The following is a 19,291-nucleotide window of genomic DNA, read 5'->3' as shown; positions in this document are numbered from 1 at the left end:
TGAGAGGCAAATACGAATTCAAGGAAAATATTTTATACTTCACAAATTTATCATATCGCATAACATAATTACTATAATCATTCCTTATATACATCACCGTAACGAAAAATCTTCATGTACAAGCGTAAGGTTGGGGTTGTAAGCAGGGTCGCAATCTAATCGCTTGCCCCATGTAGCACGCATATACGTGACTTCTTTGGAGGCACGCGAACGCTTCTTCGAATTATCATCCGCACCACGGGAAATAGACTCATGGTGGTAAAGCTCAGCATAGGGCGTCCATAGGTTCCGGTAACCCGCTTCACGCACCTTCAAACAAAAATCGACATCGTTAAAGGCAACGGTCAGCTCATTTTCATTCAGCCCCTTTACCTGCTCAAAGACCGATTTACGCACCAACAAACAGGCAGCGGTAACCGCTGACATATTCTGAACCAAATGCAAACGCGTGAAATAGCCACTCGCGTTACGGGTAAAATATTTGTGCGCGTGGCCAGCAACGCCACCAATCCCCAAAATCACACCCGCGTGTTGGATCGTATCATTGGGGTAATACAGCTTAGCCCCCACGCAGCCGATCTCAGGGCGGCATACCTGGCTAACCATCTCCGTCAACCACTCAGGATTGATCGGCTCAATATCGTTATTCACTAACCCAATAATTTCGCCTTTCGCGTGCTGGGCACCAAAATTATTGATAGCGGAGTAATTGAACGGCTCGCACCAGGGCAGTACACGCACCCTCTCATCGCGTTTTGCCACGGCTTCCATATACGCCAGGGTTTCAGAACACGTGCTGCCATTATCCAAAATCAGCAGTTCAAAATTTTGGTAGTCCGTACGGTCTAAAATCGCATCAACGCAAGGCTTTAAAATCTCTACCCGATCCCTGGTAGGAATCAATAAGCTCACCAACGGCGGAGTGGCAGGAATGGGCCAGCATACGCGATACGTGTTGGGGTAATGGCCATGTTCCGCCACGGCACCGCGGTGATGCTTCTCTACGTGGCTAGCCACTGCCTTAAGCCCCGCCTCGGCGGTATAGTCTTTTTGGGTGCTGTTCATCGCCGTGGAGCCTTCCGTAGCGCGCCAGTGATAAAGCACCTTGGGAATATGAACAATACGGTCGGCGGAGATTTCCGCCGTTACCCGGAGCACCAAGTCGTGATCCTGGCTGCCCTCATACCCCTCACGAAAGCCACCCACCTGGCGCACCAATTCAGTACGGTACACGCCCAAGTGGGAAATATAGTTTTGACCGAGTAGCAGATCAGGATTCCAGGCAGGCTTAAAGTGGGGATCAAACCGCTCACCACGCTCATTTAGCTTGTCTTCATCGCTATACAGCAGCGCCGCATTGGGTTTTTCCTGCAATGCAACAACCACTTGATACAGGGCATCCTCATTGAGAGTGTCGTCGTGGTCGAGCAGCGCGGTAAATTCACCTTTTGCGATTTCCAGCGCATTGTTACTGGCTGCACAAATATGGCCGTTACGCTCTCGCATTACCACTTCAATGCGAGGGTCTAACTCGGCATAACTGTTTAACACATCCTGCACCCGATGGTCGGTAGAGGCGTCATCTGCCAAGCAGAGCTGCCAATGGGGGTACGACTGCGTCAGGACTGAATCAATACAAGCGCTTAAAAGCTCAGGATTAGGGTTATAAACAGGAACAACAACCGAAATAAGCGGTTGGTATTCCGCCTGTGTTAAAAATTGCTGAACCTCTCCCCTGCTTGGCAACACCTGGTTGCTCAACCATTCTGGGTAACTCTTGCCAGTCGTCATGCGTTCAAAGGTGGCGTTATATTCAGCCATGGCAAGGGTACGCCAATGGACACCCTGCTCGTCCGCAAGCTGCTTTAACGAAGGCACCACCTCTTTTTTCTCACGCCCACGCCAACGGTGATGCATGCGCGCCAAGCGTTGCGCCAAGCGGTCATGAGCAAACCAAGGAGTCAACCATACAAACCGCAGATGACGAATTGTAAAGAGACCTTCTGACTCCAGCGGGTCAAAGCGTATTGCCTTAACGCCCCAGGGCATCCAGAACAGGCGCTTTGTGATACGGCCAAGTTTTAAAGGTAAGTAAACACTCGACTCTTCTTCAAAACCGTTGCCTAAATCAAAGTATAACTTGATCGCTGCGCTGGGCTGGTTATGGATAATATCCGCCTCAAGCATTTGCCAGCCAGGCAAAGCCCAACCACGGGGCACGACGAATTGCGGATCCTCATTGAGGGATAACCACTCAAACTGTGCGTTCTCGCCTTCCATCCGTTGAAGGCCACTGACCGGCTCATATTTAGGTTTTTGTACAAACAAATTCACAAGAGCCTATGCCTCATATTCATTAATCGAGCGTGCAATCTATTAAGAAGTAAACGTGTGTTGACCTAGGGATTGCCCCGTTTGTGCAACCCAACACTCCACTACATCACCTTTTCTTAACGGGTTTGAAAACTTAAACTTAAAACCAACATATCCTTTGCGAGGCGGTGAAATTCTCAGTAAGCCAGGTCGCAAATCTTTAGCGACACTCATTCCAACTATCTCCCCATTTACTGTTACCTGAACCTCTACAGGTTGTTCTGCTGAGCTATACCATGCCCAACCAACAACCTCAGCCTGCTTAACGTTTTGTATTTCGCCATGCACGAAAGAGTAGCCTTTCTTAAACAATTCCGACCTAACATTCAACAGATTCTTTGCATTATTATAAAGGCGAACATCCTCCTCATTCAATGATTCAATTTCTTCTATCATTTCTTTACTGATCTCATTCTTCTCTTCAGGGCCACGATTTAATTCGAGCGAATGAATATTCAAATTATAAAAATGGTTAATTTGATGAAGGCTATTTTCATATTCCTCTGTCAAACCAATAAAGCCAATAGCCGTTAGTGGAACATCTTTCAACCAACGTAAAAACCTATTGATATAATTTGAAGTTGTATAAAAAGTGCGAAAATCTTTATCATACCCTTTATGGGTCACAAAATGGTGGTACTCAGAAATCACACGCTGAACAGGGTCACGCAAAAAAACAATCGTATTAGCAACTCCCATCAGATGTAAGTATTTAGTAGCAGGCACATGACCGCATAAAAATTTTACTTCATTCTCTTTCATGTACTCACTAAATTCTAGAAAGTCTCCATCACCATATATAACATTCTTAATAAATGGTGCTGTCTCTGGTGAAGATTTAGAATAATCATAGGCAACATGCCTAACACCAAAGTACGCTTCACAAGCTTTTCGAAAACTAGTTCCTGCTGTTTTGGGAATATGAACAAAAAAAATGGGTGACATCTTTTACCTTTAGAAGTAGCAAAAAGTAGTTTACAAAAAAATGAAAAATACTTTTTATAAACGATTATCTTCAAAAAGTCAGGAAAAGCATACTATTTTCAAATTTAATATACCGTTGCGAAACCCAACCTACAATTAAATTAATTAAAAACAAAGCATTAAGCAGCTTTTAACAAATATTTTTATATCTATCATAAAGGAAAAATTCTGCGCCTTTCGTTTCTACCGTGTAATATATAGTGGACAAGTGGGTTCAATTGATTCTGGTAAACATCCGGGTATTCAAGATAATAAGCGGTTGAATTAAACAAAGGGCCAGGGTGGCGCCCTTCAAAGCCACCAAACAGGAGGTAGTGCATAGCAGGGTCTTCAGCGTAACCACTTTCTTTGATATCTGGATAAGTTTCTAGATACCAATCAGCATCAAAAAACTCAGAAACCCGAACCGCTTGAATATGCGGCACTAAACGCTCACGCTCTTCAGCTAGCACTTTTAACGGAATAAAACCTGCCAACCGTTGCGCTGGGTATGGTTCTTCACTGACCACAGGCTCAGGCAGAGCCTGTGGCACGGGGCTATCACTTGCGGTTTGATGGGCGAAAGGTTCAGCTTCAGGCGCTAAAACGGCCATTTTCTCATCTAGGCCTGCTAAGGCTTGGCCTAATGCTTCCATGGACTCAGCTAAAGCGTTCTGACGCGTTTGTAGCTCAGAAAAAGCCTGCCTGTCGTTTTGTAACTGCGTTTTGCAGTCGTCAATTTGCTGTTGTAACAAAGCGATGTTCTCAGACATTTTTATACCTTTCTCTAGCATGTCAAAATTGAAATATATCTGTTCGAGCTTATAAGCGATTGAAGTGCTTTTCAAAATAGAGCTGTTGATACTTTTCCGCCATATGATGCGTTGTACCAGTTTCTTGCATTTGCCGTTGTACTTCGGGTATTTGCTGTAACTTTTCTAGCTGTTGCGATACCACCAGCTCATGCAGTATATGCGCATTTTGCAAATGCGTTGCTATATCGACCACCCATCCCGCACCGGAGGTCGAGACACGATTTGCAAGGGTTGGAAAGTCACTGACAATCGCTGGCAGACCAAGGGCCCATAGCTCTGTCAGTGTATGACTCCAGGTTTCGTTCCATATGGAGAGTACCGCGCCTACATGGGGCTCAATATCAGCTACAAGCGTTGCAAGTTCATCGCGTTGGTAGCCACCGTGCAGAATAACACCGGGCTGCTCAGCCAGGTCAGTCTCTCCCAAAATATGGAAATGCAACGTTTGGCCTTTATCCTGTGCTGCTAATTGTTGAATTAGCTGGCTACCTTTCGCACGCGAAATATTCCCCAACACCAAAATTCTGACTTCCTCCCCCTCTTGGTGAGGAACCGCAAGTTGCTCAAAACGCGTGAAGTCTCTACCGTGCGGAATAACGTGAAAACTTTCCCGTGGTAATTTTAAAAGTGGCGCAAGCGTCTCTTTTACACTGGAGTGAGTCGTCACAAATTCATCACAATATGGTACTACTTTTTCGGTAAATTGTTGGCGCCAATGATACACCCACTGATGCTTCAATGCAGGAAACACAGGCTGTGGCGAAGTTGCTCGCCATAATTCCGGCTGACACGTCCCAGAGGTTTTAGTACATTGCCCAGCACAGTAAACATGGTTTTCATCAAGTAACTTCACGGTGGGACAAGCTGCATAAAAATCATGAAACGACTTGATTACCCGCACGCCCTCAGCTTGCGCCAGGCGAGGTAAATTGAGTGAGTGCCACGCCAGATGGCGAATATGCATTACCGCAAAATCATAAACTGCCAACCAGTGTTGAATCACACGATCGTACTCATGCGACACATGAGTCAAAGGCTCTACGGGCTCTGAAAGCGTGTACTGATGAACGAGGGTATCAGGACCAAACGCTGCAACACGATAAAGGCGCAACGTTTGCGAATCACATTGGAGCAACCATGGCTCAATCTCCGAGCCGAGGGCACGCATTAAATCACGATTAGTTTGTGGGGTGCCTCCGCTCAAGGTAGAAATCACAAACAGCACCCGTGGGACAACCGGGTCTTGGTTCTCAACTGAGTTCCATGCCTTACGAGCTAAGAATCTAGCTGCTGAGATACTCGGGCTTTGGGTAAATACCGAAATTGCCAGGGAATAATCCGGGTACCGTTTATCAACCACCGCGCGACCAGCGTCCATCAAAGCTATTTTTTGCTCACCAAAACTTTGGTTACGCTCATGGAAAACATAGGTGCGGTCATCAATCACATTGTGCCAACCAGCGGCTCTAGCGCGCATACAGAAATCATTTTCTTCGCCATACCCACGAGGAAACGCTTCGGCATCAAAAGAACCCAGCTGCGATAACACAGCACGCCGAATATAAAGACAAAAGCCATTCCCCGTAGGCACCGAAGGGTACAACCCTAATGAGTGCCGACGAAACGCGATGGCATAGTCAGCCTCCGACGCTCCTGGAGGTAGCGGGTTATCATTACCAATAGTAGGTGCCGAAAACGCACCCGCCCGGTCAGACATCGGCGTCACGGTCGCAATTAATGGATCGGTTGCAATTGCTCGCTGTAAACCCTCTACCCACCTAGGGGTCACACGGGCATCTGAATTGAGCAAAATTACATCACGCTCACCCGCTAGCTCAATACCGTAATTGACGGTTCGTGTGTAGCCTAAATTATCCGCATTATGGTGAACGTGATAATGAGCAGGTAACGATACAGAATCCAAAAACTGACGAACGCCGGGATCTGTGCTGGCATCATTAATCAGCAGCACCTCAACATTGGAGCGAGTATATTGCACCAACCGTTCAACACAGCACTTCACGTCATCCAGTGCGTTAAATATAGGCACAATAACAGTAACAGGTGCACTGTACTCTAGCCGAAAAGAGTAGTTCGCGGCATGATAGGAACCTGAACTCTCGCCAATAACGATATCATCGAATTGTGCACCATTTTCAAAGCGCAGACTCAACATAGATGAGAAGGTTAGCAATGCAGGGTGTACACGAAAACTAAACCCACCTAATCCTTCCGAAATACCGGCTTGTTTTAAGTCTGGCCGTGGCCAATCATTTCTGATTGTTAGATAATACTCGCCATCAAGGTATACATAACAATCAAATACCTTGCCACTACTTGTTTTATCGACAAACCAACCTGAGATGCAGTTGTTTTTGGACGTATCAATTAACCCTTGTACCCTGTCATTATCAGCTAATGCAAATGATGCACCTTCCTCCGTAGCGGACAGGGCATGAGCACGGCGCTGGGCAACGGCCATATTAAACTTTGCGACCTTGGTCAGCTCGCTGCCACTCAATTCAGGATTTTCCGCAAGCACTGCCCTATAGAGCCGCAATGCTTTGGTGTAATCTTCCGCCTGGAAAGCGTTATTCGCTTCCTGCAACACACTCATAGTACGACTCGACACCAATAAATAGAAAAGGCAGTGTTGCCAGAAAGAGCAACCCGATCAACAATGAAACCTCACTGCTGTCACCGCTTTAAGTAACTGATCAGTCGCTGCCGAACAGATCACGCGTATAGACGTTTTCAGCAACGTCTTTCAGTTCATCGACCATACGATTGGCCAGAATCACATCACATTCTGCTTTGAATGCCTCTAGATCACGCATCACACGCGAACCAAAGAATGTATCCTCGACTAGAACCGGCTCATACACGACCACTTCTACGCCTTTGGCTTTGATACGCTTCATTACGCCCTGCATAGCACTGGCACGGAAATTATCGGAGCCAGTCTTCATAATCAAGCGATACACTCCAACCACTTTGGGTTGGCGCCGCAATACCGATTCAGCAATAAAATCCTTGCGTGTACGGTTAGCCTCGACAATGGCCTGAACCATGTTGTTCGGCACATCATGATAGTTGGCTAGCAGTTGCTTGGTGTCTTTTGGTAAACAGTAACCACCGTAACCAAAACTGGGATTGTTATAATGGCTACCAATGCGGGGGTCTAACCCTACCCCTTCAATGATCTGCTTGGAATCCAATCCGTGTGTTTCAGCGTAGGTATCAAGCTCGTTAAAATAGGCAACGCGCATCGCTAGGTAGGTATTGGCAAATAGCTTGATGGCTTCTGCTTCGGTGCTGTTAGTAAGCAGTACATCAACATCCTGCTTAATAGCACCTTGCTTTAACAGCTCGGCAAACGTGGCTGCGCGCTCAGAGCGTTCTCCAACAATGATGCGTGAAGGATAAAGGTTGTCGTGCAGAGCTTTACCTTCCCGCAAAAACTCTGGGGAAAACATGACGTTCTGAGTGCCTAACCGCTTGCTGACTTCAACGGTGTAACCTACCGGAACAGTAGATTTAATCACCATCACCGCATCAGGATTTACCAGCATAACCTGTTTGATCACAGCTTCAACACTGGTGGTGTTAAAATAGTTAGTGTTTGGGTCGTAATCAGTCGGCGTGGCGATAATAACGTAATCGGCATCGCAATATGCAGACTCCGAGACTAGCGTGGCGCTAAAGTGTAAATCATCACGCGCTAAAAAAGCGGAAATTTCAGAATCTTCAATAGTTGAGCAACGCTCATTCAGCATCGCGACCTTTTCAGGCACGATATCCACCGCAACCACTTCATGGTTCTGGGCCAAAAGCATCGCATTGGAAAGGCCTACGTAGCCGGTACCGGCAACGGCAATTTTCATACGCTCGCCTCATAAACTGCCTTATCAAGGCACTATTAATTAATATTAACTTAATCTGCATTAAATAATTTGAACTAGTTACTTAACCTTTAAACCCGTAAAAATTTTCGTACCAATCAACAAAATGTTTTACACCTTTCTCGACTGAGGTGTTGGGGTAATAATCAAAATCTGCGACTAAATTTTCAACATCTGCATAAGTATCTGGCACATCACCAGGCTGCATGGGCAGTAACTCTTTTCGCGCTTTTTTCCCCATTGCTTTCTCAATCGCAGCAATATAATCCATTAGTTCAACAGGCTGATGATTGCCAATATTGTAAACGCGCCAAGGCGCACGACTACTGGCAGCGTCAGGTGTCTGACCATTCCAGTCTAGGTTTTCAATGGCCGGTTTATCTAGCACACAAATAAGACCTTCTACAATATCATCAATATAGGTGAAGTCCCGTCGGTGCTTGCCGTAGTTGAATACTTTAATTGGCTCGCCCTCGGCGATAGCTTTGGTAAATTTAAACAACGCCATATCTGGCCTTCCCCAAGGACCATATACCGTAAAAAAACGTAGCCCTGTGGTAGATAGGTTGTATAAGTGGCTGTAGGAATGCGCCATCAATTCGTTAGACTTCTTGCTGGCTGCATAAAGGCTAAGCGGGTGATCAACATTATCATGAACAGAGAAGGGCATCTGCTCATTAGCACCATATACACTAGAGCTACTCGCATACACCAAGTGCTCAACCTGATTATGGCGACAGCCTTCCAGTATGTGGGCAAAGCCTACGATATTGCTGTTAATATAAGCTAAGGGGTTTTCAATAGAATAACGAACACCTGCTTGTGCAGCCAAATTTACCACTTTATTGGGTTTGTATTTTGCAAACACGTGCTCAATACCGGAACGGTCAGCTAAGTCCATCCGAATATGAGTATAATTAGGGTGGTCGTTATGACGAGCTAACCTTGCCTCTTTTAAGGCCGGGTCATAATAGTCGTTGTGATTATCAAGGCCAATTACTATATACCCTCTATCTAAAAGTCGAAGGCAAAGTGCAGAACCAATAAAACCAGCAGATCCAGTAACAAGAATTTTCATATAAAATTTTAAAACCTTTTAAAATTTATAAACTACTGAATATAATTAAAACAAAGAAACATCTAATTCCAAGAATCAGGCAGGGATTCACCAAATTTTTTCCTTAAATAAACATACTGACATTCCAACATAGAGTATAAAGAATTATAAGTTCTGTCATCTAAATCAAGTGACTCACCTTGATTAACAGCACTGAGAAGATTTGGTTCTATGTATGGGACATCAAGGAAATTAGATATTTTCTTACAAACTTTTTTTGAGAACATTTCTTCGTAAAAAACACATAAAAACTTATCATGTGGTACAACAGATTCAAGATTATCCAATGTTCTTATATAGTCAGACCTTGTGAGCATGGGGTGTGCGGGATTACTTAATAATTCGTTTACAATTAAATCACATGAATCATCAAAACTTAGTTCTGTTTGCTGTTTAGCACGCATCCGAATGGCAGACCACAATCTTTCAATAGGATCTCTCATAATGAAAATAAATCTAACGTCATTTGCTAACGATAGCATTTCTGAGATTACTTGTTTAGATGAAAAACAATAGCTTGGAGTTATATCGCCTATAAGCTTCTGTTTTTTATAATTTAAAAAAAGAAATTCTTTATACTCTTTGTGCTTGCCATCTGAGTTCTTATACATCCGAATTTCATTTGACACTTTATCAAAATCGTTAACTGCGTCAGAGAGCTCATTCGAACTCTTTTGTTTCACAGCGTCCAAAAATTTATGCAACCTATTTACCTTTGACACAAGGTGATGCTGATCATGTGGGTAATTTAATACGTCAAAATAATGAACTTCTTTTAAGTTACTGAAATGAATCTCAGGGTTCATTCTTAAGTACTCATAAAGCCATGTGGTACCAGCTTTCATGGCCCCTAAACCAATTAAAAGCTTTACATCACTTGGCCAGTTCATCATCACTCTCCTTCTTCACTTTAACTAAACTATCATAATCTTTTATGGAAATATCGTATTTAGACCCACTGGGAACATGCTGTCGGTTCCTGAACCACTGAATTCCTTCCTTTACTATTACGGCAGGGTTGCCAGCTATGACACAGTTTTTTTTAACAAAATTTCTAGTTACAACACTTCTGGCAGCGACTATACTTTCATCATTGATAACAGCTCGCTTAGATAAAAAAACTCCCTCGCCAACCCATACCTTATCGCCAATACTTATTCCTCCATCACCATCAAGATATTCTCCTGTTTCTAAATCAAATATCAAATGCGGATTATCTCCATAACGCAAGTATATATTTCTTGAAAACATACACCTGTCTCCAATTTTAATTTTTGCAAAGTCAGTAAAAACATCAAAAACACATCCTGGCTCAATTGAGAAATTATTACCAATAACTATTTCGGCTCCTGTAATCCTCTGATGGCTACCTAAAGTTATTGACAAGTTCTTTAAAATACTATCACCGATAATAATTTTATTATTATCACCGTTAATAGTAAGATTAACAGTAGCTCTAGGGTTCTTGTTCTTTATATCAACAACATTACCTCCTCCTCTAATAACAACTTTAGAGCTTTCAGAATTTTCAAAAAAAACACTGTTTTCTTTTTTAATGGGATGTTGATGGTTGTTAGACATGCAAACCTACTCATTATAGGAATTTAGTTAAATTTCGCACATTAAAACACACTCTTCTAGAGAAGAGCTTTAAAGATAACGAAAACCTTCAAGCATTGCAGCTTTACAAATTGACTGCACAACTTAAAATTCTTTTGAACTCAGCAACAATAAATTCATAATCAGACCTGCTGCGGAGACTATGTATATAAAAATCTGCATTGTTTTTATTTTTAACAAATGATCCACATATAATTTTATCCAAGTCCAAACTAATGCTGTCTTCACTAGAAGAAATATAAAATGGGTAATGTAACCCTAAATAATATTTTGCATCGTGTGTATTGCTAGAAAGTATAGGATAAGCATGCGCGCATGCAGATGTGAATCCTTTTGTAAACGGCTTAAACCCATCAATTCTTCTTTCTCTGCGTATTAAATAATGATACTCATAGTCCGATATACTTGTAATCCAAGAATCGTTTTCCACAGTTCCACTAGTATCTATAGAATAAAAGTCGACATATTTCTCTATGCTTTTATTTTTAAGAGTATTAACTAGCTCACCAAAATAGCCAGCTTTACTCTTTTTACTTTTTTCATTAGAGCAAATTTTCTCAACTCGAGGATCTACATGATGAGTTAGTAATGACACTTTCTTATTAGGATAGCTATTCCTATATGCAATAAACGCTGAAATCGAAGCAGCTATAATAATATCAAAGAAGGGAACAAAACTGCTATTAATTTTAGCATCTACAAAATCTGCTAAAATTATATTTTCATTGCGTTTCAAGATTGACAAGGTATCTATTGAAATTGATGAGAGCACACCTTTAGTCAAAAATAGTATAGAACACTTTATAGATGACAATTCACGCTCTTCGGCGACACTTATATCAGATACACCGGTCAGTTTATTATTATTAAACTCTTTATTAATTAGGTCATATAGCTGAAACCCTCTCATTACTGTAGAGCCCGACCTCTTGAATTTTTCATTATATACAAAAACCACTTCACGATTTACTTCTCTAACTTCTTCTTTATTAAGCGTAATGGCTTTTTGATGAGGATATTTTTTGAAATAGACATTCTCTCTTGAGTCACCTACTTCTTTAGGAAGAATTTTTGGCCTAAAGTTGTTTTTCCACATTAGGTAGCCCAAACTTATTTGATCTCTTTTACTATACCTAACTATATGCGACCACCACTCTTCCATAAAGCTATTAACGAGATGGTTATTGTGTGTCCGCCAAATAAAAGAGCCTTCTACCATACCAGAGTTGTGTGGAAGGCCTTGATAAAAATAACTTTCTAGCTGCTGTATTATTTCTAACGGCCTATGCCTTCTGTGCGCTATAATTGTAGCAACTTCTTTATAGATATCATCTCTAGCCGGGTGAGCAAACATTACGAAGTTATGCTGTATTAAATAACAACTTATTAGTTCTTCAACTATTCCGTAACAATAAGTATTAGCATCAATGAAAATAGATGCATCATAGTCTTTAAGATATTTGTGAGGCAGAATTTTAAAACGTTTTGCATTAAGATTATTATCACTATATTCAGCAGGCACTACAAGGACATTCCAGTCTGAATTAGGGTGATCGCGATCCGAAAAACAAATATATTCTACATTATCAGTTTTAGTAAGTATAGGAGGTAATTCGTCACGATCACCATAAAGAGATGTATAAATACATATTTTTTTGTTATGAGATGTTGATACAGCCTTAGGGTCGCCAGTTACTGTTTGAAAAATATTGCGGTTTACTAACGTATTTTCGGCTTGATCATAAGGAATTTTATCGAATAAATAATTTGAAGATCTATTTTTGCTATTTAATAAATCCCACAATTTTTCATAATGAAAAAGCGCGTCAGAGAACCGCTTTTTTAACAGATATGATATAGAAATAGCCTCAAGAGATTCTTTTCTAAATTTATATTTTTCATAGAAAAGAATTGCTTGTCTTGAAAACTCAACAAAATCGGCATTCTTATATAGACGGATCAAATAACAATGTTTTTTATAACAAGAAACAACATAAGATAAAATAATCTCAAATGACTGGTAAGCTTCTAGCGAAATACTCTGACTTTTATCAAACGTTTTATCAAGAATAGAAAGCAAGTTACTTACTTCGTTTGAATACTCAACTGGCACTATATTGTTATGTTTGTCTTCATGAGCTATAAAATGGAAGTCATGTAGACAGTCTATTACATCTATATAAGTTGGGTAAAATTTACGCCCCTCATTTTTACCGGTAGACAAATAATGCCCAATAACTGATCTTCTGTTTTTTAATACATCTTTGTTAATTATTTTATAAAAATTAACAGAGAAATTCTTTGACGGATCAATCCCCAAAGGCTCTCCATATAGAATAGCATTAGAAGCAGGAGATTGAGCAGTATCAAAATCGAAAAAATTAAATTGGTTAACTTTTTGAAGATAATACTTTTCATCAAAAATTTCTGATTTTGCTAGCGTGCTCGCATAACTGTCTACTGTTTCAAAAAGATTCAAATGGTCTAGTGAATCAGCTGTTACTATTTCTTGACTAAGAAAACCTGATTCGGAAGCACTAATTAATTCATAATTTTCATTTTTAGAATCAATACGAAAAGATAATTTCAAGTTTTCATTTTCAACTAAACCGCCAAATAACCTTTCTAAAGCATGCGCAGGAGTAGCATCTCCTCCGGTACTATATTTTATATAAGATGAATTAAAAAATGGTTCAAGCACGTACATATTTTTTCTTAAAATGGCTAAATATTTACCAGGTAACCAAAACATTGTTCCCGCTGCAAAATAATCACCTGGCATTTGCTTTTCAAAGCCGTAAAGAGCACACAATAATTGTGAATAAATTTTTCTATTCGCATACATAAGACCTTTAATTGATCTTGTGAAAAAACCTGGAAAAATTGCAACTGGATCATTATGGCTACTAAAAACATTATCTATAACATATGAATTTATTAATGAAGATAAAATTATATCTCCTTGAAGCTTTCTTGTTAAACTTTTTTCATTTTTAGTGTGCAGCTTCAAAACAGTATCATATTGATCTAGCTTGAAGTAATCTATAGCTTTCAAAAAAGGTAATACATCCATACCTTTATTTTCAACACTTAAAAAGTTAACATTATTAAATAATGACTCAACCTCCGGTTTCAAAAGTGCACATTTTTCAGGAGATGAAGTGATGAATAACTTATAATCATGCTCAATCGTCAATAATTTTTCTTTAATTTTATCCCATACATCAATGTAATAAACGTGAACAACTATAGCTATTTTAGGCTTTTTAAAATATGGTATGTATTTATGTTTATAAAAATTAACATATGGGCTTTCTCTGAAATTCCCCCCTTGTCTTATAACATTTGACTTTACCTTACTAAAATTTAAAGCATACATTAAAACAAACTGATCACGCTCAGCACCTTGTGTATATTCTCGCCACCATATTTCATTTAACTCACGAGTACTTTTAACATTCCTACGGACTATAAAAGCATTTTCATACAACCCATTTTTTCTAGGATAATTGATATCATTGTACTTCTTTATTTGCCTTTCACATAACTCTCTATTAGAAACTATACGATCACTATGATTCATAACAAAATCGATTTCATCATATACACAGTCACGTTCATAATGCTTATAAAGAGCCATATCAAACCCTTCTAAGCACTCATTTACCATTTCTTGAACATTTTTTACCTTAATTTCAAGACTAGAATCAATATAAACACTAATGTCATGTGGCGGTAAGTACTTGTGAGCCATTATTTTTGGTAACCGAGAAGTTCTCCTCGGATTATCTAATGCTTCCTCTAAAAAAACTACTTTCCAATACTTCGATGTTAATGATTTATCATCAGTAAACAATATATATTCGACATTGGGGTCTATGAAGAGCGGCTCTTTTACAGCCTCATATTGACCAAAATTACATGTATATACAATTACTTTTTCTTTGTCATTCTCATTAAAAACATTGTTGCTTACTTCAATATCATTTGATGAAATGCCGCCTTTTTTCTCCGCAATACTAATATTTTGGCTAATAATATCGCCTAACTCTGGAGTTTCAAGCATTGCTTTTTTATAAAGTGATATGGCGTCTATATATAATTTTTTTTTAAAAGCGGCATTAGCTTCACCGAACAAAGTATTTTTCATATAAAACCTCATAAACTATTTAGCTTTCAAATATAGCTAAAATTGCACTACGTCTTTTAAATGCAGCATTATCCCTTTTATGCACACCAAACTCTTGAGCATCCCAGCTGTCTACTTTGACGTACCGTGAAACTGACTCAATCAAAATATCATGCTTCTCTTTTTTCATCCCAATTTTATTCCAGTGGAATTCAGCATAAAGATGGGATATATACTTTAACGTTTCATCTGCTAACATTTTTTCAAGTATTGCGTACTCAGCACCCTCTACATCTAATTTCAATACAATATTTTTATAAATCTTCGAATAACTTTCAATTTCTTTAGACAGATCTATGCATTCAACTTGTAATTTTGGACAATCTTCATTTTTAACTTTCTGATTAAAGTCAATAATTTTTTCTTTTATTAAAGAGCTGCCATCTGCATCTATTGGGTCAAGTGTAAATTCAATGATGCCGTCATAATCATAAACAGCTTTTTTAACAAGTTGTGTAGGAAGTTTTTTATAGTATTTCCACAACTCAGGGTTTGCTTCAAAAGAAACAACATCATATCCAGGATTTTTTAAAAGAAATTTAATGACAGAGCATCCATCATAGCCACCACAATCAATAAATAAATTTTCTTTTATATCTACATCTTGCTTTCTATAGCAATAAGAATAATTATGCTCAAATTGAGTTTGCTTACGTATCCGAACAACTAAACGCTGTTCGGGGCCTGTAAAAACCAAACTTGCGGCACGTTGCAAATGCTCATAACTTTGTTTAGTTTCATAACTAATATCTCTAGCTCTTGCTAAGGTGTTATGCACTCCTGAAATTAATAACCGATAGCACCATAATTTATCGTTTTTTCCTAATACTTCACTCTGATCAATCCGCTGCCAATATTCTTCAGCTTTTTCTCGATGACCAAGCTGAGCAAAAGCTGCTGCAATGTATGCATTGAACTGGATGTTCCTAGCTTTATTATCAATTTCGTCTGAAAGCGCAGCTAGTGCTTCCCAGTCCCCTTCTACCCACAGCGTTTTCGCTAGCTGTAATTGTTTATCGTCGGACGTAATTGTAGGTAAGGTAGGTAGCAGCATAGCACTCTTCATTAATCGGGTTTCTCTCACTAAAACATTCGTTATTATTTTTTAAAATTTAGGGCAAACCAGCCATGGCTGTGCATGCTCTTGATCATCCTTAGCCGACAGCTTAGGAGCTTCCTGATTCACCAGCGGCCACTCAATGTTAAGCGATGAATCATTCCACAGCAGCGAATACTCGTCGCCTGGGTTGTAGTAGTCTGTACACTTATACTGGAATTCAGCTTCTTCACTGATCACGTAAAACCCATGAGCGAATCCAGGCGGTACCCAAAGCAGTTGCTTGTTATCAGCACTAAGATGCACCCCTACCCACTGGCCGAAGGTTGGGCTGCTTTCTCGTAGATCTACCGCCACATCGAAAACTTCGCCCTGTGTGACTCTCACCAGCTTGCCTTGGGGTTTTGCATGTTGGTAGTGCAGGCCACGCAGGATGCCCTGCTTGGATTTGCTGTGATTGTCTTGTACAAACTGGTAGTTGCCACAGTGTTCTTCAAACTCGCTCTGTCGAAAGGTTTCCATAAAGAAGCCTCGCTCATCACCAAACACTTGTGGGGTCAGCAAGACTACATCGGGGATAGAAAGTTTTTCGTAATTCATGGCATTGGGCACTTGTGAAATGTGTTTTAAAAATATTGATTTTTAGCTTTGAGAGTTACCGTTGTAACAGCTTATCTTTCAGCAATAAGTCTTTAATGAGATCTAACTGGGCTTCTGCGCGCTCTAGCTCAATGGACAGCTTATTCTGGCGTGCTTGCGTTGCTTGCATTTCAGCTTCGAGTGCTTGGTTGCGCTGCTGTTGTGTGCGTAGCTGCTCACGCAGAGATTCTTGCTGCTTAGTTAACTTTTCTCGCTCTTGCTTTAGCTGGGTAGTTTCAGCTTGAGCTTTTTTAATCTGCTCAGCGTGTTGCTGAGTAAACTTTTCATGGGCTTGCTTTAGCTGAGCAATTTCAGCTTGTGCTTTTTCGTTGGAGGCGGCCTGTTCCTTTTCCCGCTGAGCTAGCTTAGCAGCCTTCTCTTGAAGCTTTTTGTATTCGCTGTAGAGCGGATTACGCTTGAACTCAACCAATACAAAATCGGGGTCATCCGCTTGGGTGTCGACTATTTCAAAGCCTAGCTGTTCGCAGGTAGCTATCAACTCAGATTGGGTTGGCATGCCGGCGTATAAACTTTCTGGGCTAGTGCGCACCCATAGCTTTGTCAGTGAGTGCAACTGCCCCTGTGCTTCTAGTGTTTGAAGCAACACCTGCGCGCCTTCCAGCTGTTCAATGATCAATTGGGCAATTGGCGCAGCATTCAACTTATGTGCCTTCAGCGCGGCTTCAAGCGTGTGTGTTTCAACCGTGCGGTGCTGCTTTTCAACTAGCCCTGGGTACAACTTCTTTAGACCACTGACCGGAGCTAAGCTGTTAAATTCCGAAAGGCTATACTCGTGTAGGACTGCATCATCACCTTGAGAGGTAATAGGATGCTTTCCCACAAATAGCTGTGGTACGTTATTTTTTAACGTTTCAATCTTGCCAGACTCATTTTCAAGTGTTGCGATAAAGGTTGGCAGCGCAGCTGTTTGTAAGATTCGAAGGCTTTCTTCTCTAATAGAACCAATGTGCACAAGTATAGGAGTATTGGCTTCAGGCATTATTTAGCCTCCTGTGATGCTTGTGCATTTTCATCACTTGCACCACCTGAGAAATCTTCAGGTGTTTGCCGAGGTGAAGGTAGCTGTAGCTGCTCTAACTTGGTTTGACGATGTTCCATTTGTCCATGCTGTATATAGTGCAACAGGGGTTGGTAGCCGCTTTCAGCAACATCAGGGTTTTGGGTAATGTAAAACTTAGTATCAAAGTTCGGGCTTGGGTTGCGAGCTTCCAATACACCAAACTTCAGGTAATGCTCAACAGGATCCATCGTACTTTTGGCAATATCCGGGTACTGCTCTAGGTACCACTGTTTATCGAAGTGCTGGCTGGCTTGCACCAACGCAGCCTGCTGTTTCAATGTTTTACGGTGCGAACGGCTATGCTTATAGGCGGCCGCACTATAGTGAGCCGCATTACGCCGAACCCACGTTAGCCATGTGCTTTGCTCTTGCAGCGCTTGCTGGAATTCTTTTTTCTGAACGTTGAGCTGTGTCTGCAAGCGATTTATTCGAGTAGAAAGTGCTTTTTGCTCTCTCTGATACTCTTTATTCTCACCATGCGATTCTTTAAGGTCTAGATGAGCCTGCTGCAGTTGAGCAAACCTTTGATCGAGTTGGTGTAGTGCACTGTCTCGCTGCTGAATCGCAATTTCGTAATGATTTCTTACATCATCGCGCTGCTTTACCAGCACTCTCCGCTCTATGAGCTTGCTTTCCAGCAGCTCCTGAACGCGATGTAATTCGTTGATAACTAAGTCGTTTTCTTCATTAACACTCGCCAGCGCTTTACTTTGTTCGTTTATTTTTTGCTGATTTTCTTTTTCAGCACTTAGCTGCTGTTCAAGATTGCTAATCTGCTGGCTGTTTTTTTGATGATCTCGCAACGTATTAATTACTTGATCGATCCCACTTTCCGCCTGAGGGTAAACACAGGTGCTACTAGCGCAAAGGTGGGCAGCCGTTTCTTGCATGGCACTGTTAGACGCTAATAGTTGGCTGGCAGCCAACGTAAATAATGGTGCATGTTTTGCAGGCGGTAGTGTTAACAGCGCTACTTCGTCACGCTGTGGTGGTACTCCCCCAACATCAGCACCAATAAGCGTCACTTGTCGACGATGCTGGCGAAATAGATTGAGTGTGGCATGCGCCATTTGCTGCCATTCTTGAAGCGTGACTTCTGTTTCTTCTCCTTGCGCTAGTTTAGCGGCCATATAGGGCACTGGCTGAAGCCATACCAGCGTAACGTGCTGTGTTGCCGCTTTTTGAAGCCATTGCTTAATAGTGCGGGTAGCATCTTCAGTTAGTGTTTCAAGAAGCAGCACACGATTATTACCTTTCTGCTGCCCGCTACCAGGTTCATCGAGAGAGGCCGCTGTATCATTTACTTTTAGCGTCGCTAAGGTTACTTGCTTTTGCTCTGATGGCAATATCAACGCTGGCTCACGCGTGATTGCGTGCAGACCTATATAAATTACCAACGGCATAATGAGTTAACTCCGGATATATTCAGTCGTTCAATATGGTATGGGCTTGCCTGGCCAACAGCAAACGGTAGCCACGGACACTCACTGAAAACACGAATAAGAGCAAAACTGTAAATCTGATTTTGTCCGTGC

13 protein-coding genes are annotated in these 19,291 nt (G+C 41.1%); all 13 read right to left on the bottom strand.

The window, feature by feature from the left end; all coding sequences use genetic code 11:
• Positions 1–93 precede the first annotated feature (93 nt).
• The 13 genes from RO22_RS07410 to RO22_RS23810 all read right to left on the bottom strand — a co-directional run bounded on the left by RO22_RS07410 (position 94) and on the right by RO22_RS23810 (position 19,159).
• Positions 94–2,334, bottom strand: coding sequence for a glycosyltransferase family 2 protein (locus RO22_RS07410; protein WP_041157952.1), 2,241 nt, complete (start codon positions 2,332–2,334; stop codon positions 94–96).
• A 42-nt stretch (positions 2,335–2,376) separates the two neighbouring features.
• Positions 2,377–3,318: a sulfotransferase family 2 domain-containing protein gene (locus RO22_RS07405; RefSeq protein WP_084625272.1), complete on the bottom strand. Its 942-nt coding sequence runs from the start codon at positions 3,316–3,318 to the stop codon at positions 2,377–2,379.
• A 191-nt stretch (positions 3,319–3,509) separates the two neighbouring features.
• Positions 3,510–4,109: a hypothetical protein gene (locus RO22_RS23825; protein ID WP_052475553.1), complete on the bottom strand. Its 600-nt coding sequence runs from the start codon at positions 4,107–4,109 to the stop codon at positions 3,510–3,512.
• A gap of 49 nt (positions 4,110–4,158) precedes the next feature.
• Positions 4,159–6,768 (bottom strand): glycosyltransferase, encoded by a 2,610-nt coding sequence (locus tag RO22_RS07395; RefSeq protein ID WP_041157950.1) that lies wholly within the window; start codon positions 6,766–6,768, stop codon positions 4,159–4,161.
• 100 nt (positions 6,769–6,868) lie between these two features.
• Positions 6,869–8,035, bottom strand: a complete 1,167-nt coding sequence (locus RO22_RS07390) for a nucleotide sugar dehydrogenase (RefSeq protein WP_041157949.1) — start codon at positions 8,033–8,035, stop codon at positions 6,869–6,871.
• 82 nt (positions 8,036–8,117) lie between these two features.
• On the bottom strand, positions 8,118–9,131 hold the full coding sequence (locus tag RO22_RS07385) for an NAD-dependent epimerase (RefSeq protein ID WP_041157948.1): 1,014 nt from the start codon (positions 9,129–9,131) through the stop codon (positions 8,118–8,120).
• 62 nt (positions 9,132–9,193) lie between these two features.
• The gene (locus RO22_RS07380) at positions 9,194–10,060 is read right to left on the bottom strand and encodes a sulfotransferase (RefSeq protein ID WP_041157947.1); all 867 of its coding nucleotides are present in this window, start codon (positions 10,058–10,060) and stop codon (positions 9,194–9,196) included.
• The gene (locus tag RO22_RS07375; RefSeq protein WP_041157946.1) at positions 10,044–10,751 is read right to left on the bottom strand and encodes an acyltransferase; all 708 of its coding nucleotides are present in this window, start codon (positions 10,749–10,751) and stop codon (positions 10,044–10,046) included. Before RO22_RS07375 ends, RO22_RS07380 begins: the two co-directional genes overlap by 17 nt.
• 103 nt (positions 10,752–10,854) lie before the next feature.
• Positions 10,855–14,940, bottom strand: coding sequence for a glycosyltransferase domain-containing protein (locus RO22_RS23820; RefSeq protein ID WP_052475552.1), 4,086 nt, complete (start codon positions 14,938–14,940; stop codon positions 10,855–10,857).
• 19 nt (positions 14,941–14,959) lie between these two features.
• A complete protein-coding gene (locus RO22_RS23815) occupies positions 14,960–16,033 on the bottom strand; it encodes an FkbM family methyltransferase (protein WP_052475551.1) in 1,074 nt (357 codons plus the stop codon).
• Between the two features lie 51 nt (positions 16,034–16,084).
• Positions 16,085–16,636 carry a dTDP-4-dehydrorhamnose 3,5-epimerase gene (gene rfbC, locus RO22_RS07360; RefSeq protein ID WP_041157945.1) on the bottom strand — a complete coding sequence of 184 codons (552 nt, stop codon included), beginning with the start codon at positions 16,634–16,636 and terminating at the stop codon, positions 16,085–16,087.
• Positions 16,637–16,691: 55 nt separating this feature from the next.
• A complete protein-coding gene (locus RO22_RS07355; protein ID WP_041157944.1) occupies positions 16,692–17,675 on the bottom strand; it encodes a hypothetical protein in 984 nt (327 codons plus the stop codon).
• Positions 17,675–19,159: a hypothetical protein gene (locus tag RO22_RS23810; RefSeq protein ID WP_052475550.1), complete on the bottom strand. Its 1,485-nt coding sequence runs from the start codon at positions 19,157–19,159 to the stop codon at positions 17,675–17,677. The genes RO22_RS07355 and RO22_RS23810 overlap by 1 nt, the downstream gene beginning before the upstream one ends.
• Positions 19,160–19,291 lie beyond the last annotated feature (132 nt).

The organism is Halomonas sp. KHS3, from assembly GCF_000830495.1.
Classification (GTDB): domain Bacteria; phylum Pseudomonadota; class Gammaproteobacteria; order Pseudomonadales; family Halomonadaceae; genus Vreelandella; species Vreelandella titanicae.
Note: the sequence above shows the minus strand (reverse complement) of the source record. Positions and strands in the feature narration are given on the sequence as shown.